Annotated in this window: 3 protein-coding genes; 1 reads left to right on the forward strand and 2 read right to left on the reverse strand. The window is 62.3% G+C overall.

Going from position 1 to position 3020, the window contains the following annotated elements:
• Window positions 1–27: 27 nt before the first annotated feature.
• Window positions 28–588 (forward strand): helix-turn-helix domain-containing protein, encoded by a 561-nt coding sequence (locus tag ACLP2E_RS18985; protein WP_442466807.1) that lies wholly within the window; start codon window positions 28–30, stop codon window positions 586–588.
• Window positions 589–914: 326 nt separating this feature from the next.
• Here the strand turns inward: ACLP2E_RS18985 and ACLP2E_RS18990 are convergent, their stop codons facing one another.
• Window positions 915–2363, reverse strand: a complete 1449-nt coding sequence (locus ACLP2E_RS18990) for an HlyD family type I secretion periplasmic adaptor subunit (protein ID WP_442466808.1) — start codon at window positions 2361–2363, stop codon at window positions 915–917.
• A partial coding sequence (locus tag ACLP2E_RS18995) for an ATP-binding cassette domain-containing protein (protein WP_442466809.1) occupies window positions 2350–3020 on the reverse strand: 671 nt, incomplete at its 5' end. The genes ACLP2E_RS18995 and ACLP2E_RS18990, both read right to left, overlap by 14 nt.

The following is a 3020-nucleotide window of genomic DNA, read 5'->3' on the forward strand; positions in this document are numbered from 1 at the left end:
ATATATGCAAAGAGGGATGGAGATGCGATGAATATGGCGATTTTGCCTGCAGATGAACAAGGCGCGTCTAGCGCGCTGCGTAAGAGCCTTTTCGCCGAACGATTGCGGGCGTTGATGGCGGCGAGGGGGCTGACGGTCACGGAAACGGCCAGGCTTTTGCAGGAGCATCTCCCCGACAAGAAATTCAATCCGGTGAACCTGTCGCACTACCGGGTGGGTCGATCCATCCCCCGCCCGCGCATCCTGAGCGCCTTGGGCGCGATTCTCGGCGTCAGTCCCGAAGAACTGGCGCCGACCGTCGCCGCTCCAATCCATTCGCCTGGCTCAAACGACAAAGAGTCGGCCCCGAAACTGAACGTCGTCGTCGAAGGCATGGGCCCGTCCATGCGCGTCGAGCCGCGCTCAAACAGCGCCAGCCATGACGAGCCAGTCGTGCCCGCCGAAGAGCGGGGAAACGCCGGCCTTGGCTCGATCCCGTCATTCAATCTCGAGGATCTGGACGGGGGCCAGGCCTGGCTGCAGATCAATCAGCGCCTGTCGTGGCCGACGGTGATCAAGATCCTGCAGGTCCTGAAAGGAGAAAAATGAACGCCGGACTCCGCCGGTTGCGACCGCGACCGCCGGCGGGCGGAGGGGCAAGCACGTTCACGTTCAGACGAGGACGGCCTTGGGCTGTGGAAATGCCGGGGCGACGCGCCCGTTTTCATGCGGGCGACATCGTTTACGGCTATTTCCGCCCTTACCTCAACAAAGTCTGGATTGCCGAGTTCGATGGCTTTTTGTTCCGTCGATCAATACGTGCTCAAGGTGCGACCGACTGCCGACAGAAACTACGTCGCCCATTACCTCAAGAGCGCAACGTTTCTCCGGACACCCTCCTCCTCCCTTGAAAGAGTCGACCGACAATAGCGGCCCTACCTCTCCCGCAACGATTCCTGGCTGTATTTTTCCAGCGGCGACAGTAGATAGCTGATGATCCGGCGCGAGCCGGTCTTGATCTCGACCGTCACCGCCATGCCGGGACTGAGATTTACAAACTTGCCGTCGATCTGCATTTGTGTTCGCTCGAGCGAGATACGCGCGACATAATCAAGCTTTTCCCCCTTTGGTTCATTGGTTCCGGCTTGGCCGGCCTCGTCCGGCCTGTCTTGCGGCGGCGGTTGCGCGACAGCGTCCTGCGACAGGCCCAGCACGGAGCCGTGCAGGAGTCCGTAGCGCGTGAAATTGAACGTATCGACTTTCACCGCAACGTCCTGTCCGGCGTGCACGAACCCGATGTCGCGATTGGCCAGCATGGCTTCGATCTCGATGGCGCTGTCCTCGGGGACGATGACGGCGAGCGCCTGTGCCGGCGTCACCACGCCTCCGACCGTATGAACCGCAAGCTGCTGAACCACGCCGTCGACTGGCGCCGTCAGCTTTTGCAGTCCGGTCCGGCGCTCTGCCTTGACAACGTCCTGCGCCAGGCCGGCGGCGCGCTGCTCGGCCCTTGCAAGGTCGGCGAAAATCGTGCGGCGGTATTCTGATTCCGTGCGCTGGCGCGTCTCGCGCAGCGAGGCGATGGCCGCGTCGGCTTCGTGCAGCCGGCTCTGCTGCACGGCAATGTCTTGCTTCATGCCGACGAGATCCTGATATTCCGTCAGATAGACGAGCTTGCTGCCAAGCGCCTTTTCGTAAAGACCCTTTCGCACGTCCACCCGCTCCTGCAGCACGGGGATGGTCGCCTCCAGCTTCGCTATCTGGGCGCCGACCGTTGCGCGTTCGGCTTCCTTCTGCGCCCGCTGCCGTTTGATTTCGGCGAGCTTGGCGGCTTGCTCAGAGGTCTGGCTGATCAAGAACTGGCGCTGGGTCTCGATCTGCTCAGGGGGTGCCCCTTGCGGCGGCGTAAATCCATCGGGCGGATTTGCCTCGGCGTCGTTGCGCCAGGCCAGCGCCGCGCGCAGCCGCGCGACTTCGAGTTCGGCTGCAACGAGATCGCCCTTGAAATGTTCCAGCTCGGCGCCGTTCATGGTCGGATCGAGCTCGATCAGCGCTTCGCCGGCTTTGACTTTCTGGCCGTCATGGACGTGAATGACGTTGACGATGCCGGTCTCGAAAGGCTGAATCAACTTCGTCCGTCCGCTCGGCACGATTTTTCCGCTCGCGACGGAGACAATATCAACCCGGCCGAACGAGGCCCACGCCAGCGCGAAGCAAAAAATGCCGACAATGGTCGCGCCGATGGCGCGGCCGATTGGCGACGGGGGCGTCTCCGTGATTTCGAGCGCCGCCGGTAGAAACGCGATTTCATGCGGCCCGCGTGAAATTTTCGGCTTGGGAAACGCGACGACTTTTTGCGGCGCCGTTTGGTTAGACGACTTCATCGAGGCCCGCCTGCAACTGGTGGAGTTGTGAGTAGCGGCCATTCTGCCGGATCAATTGCTCATGCGTTCCATCCTCGACGATGCGACCGCGCTCGATGGTGAGGATTCGGTCGGCGTTGCGCACCGTGGACAGCCGATGCGCGATGACGAACACGGTGCGGCCGGCGGCGATGCGCCGCATGTTCCGCTGGATGGCGCGTTCGCTTTCGTAATCCAGCGCGCTGGTGGCCTCGTCGAAGATCAATATTCGGGGGTCGGTGACGAGGGCTCGGGCGATGGCGACGCGCTGCCGCTGTCCGCCTGAAAGCGTGCCACCTCGTTCGCCGACTATCGTGTCGTAGCCATCGGGCAGCTCCAGGATGAAATCATGCGCGCCGACGAAATTCGCCGCGGCGATCACCCGCTCCATCGGCATGGCCGGATCGGCCAGCGCGATGTTGTCGCGAACCGAGCAGTTGAAAAGCACGTTGTCCTGCAGCACTACACCGATCTGCCGACGCAGCCATGCGACATCGACCATGGAGAGATCAACGCCATCGACCAGCATACGCCCCTTTTCGGGCGCGTAGAGCCGCTGGACGAGTTTCGCCAGCGTGCTCTTGCCCGATCCGGAGGGGCCAACGATGCCGATCATCTCGCCGGGCCTGACCGAAAAAT

The sequence above is a fragment of the Rhodoblastus sp. genome (assembly GCF_052145335.1).
Taxonomy (GTDB): domain Bacteria; phylum Pseudomonadota; class Alphaproteobacteria; order Rhizobiales; family Beijerinckiaceae; genus Rhodoblastus.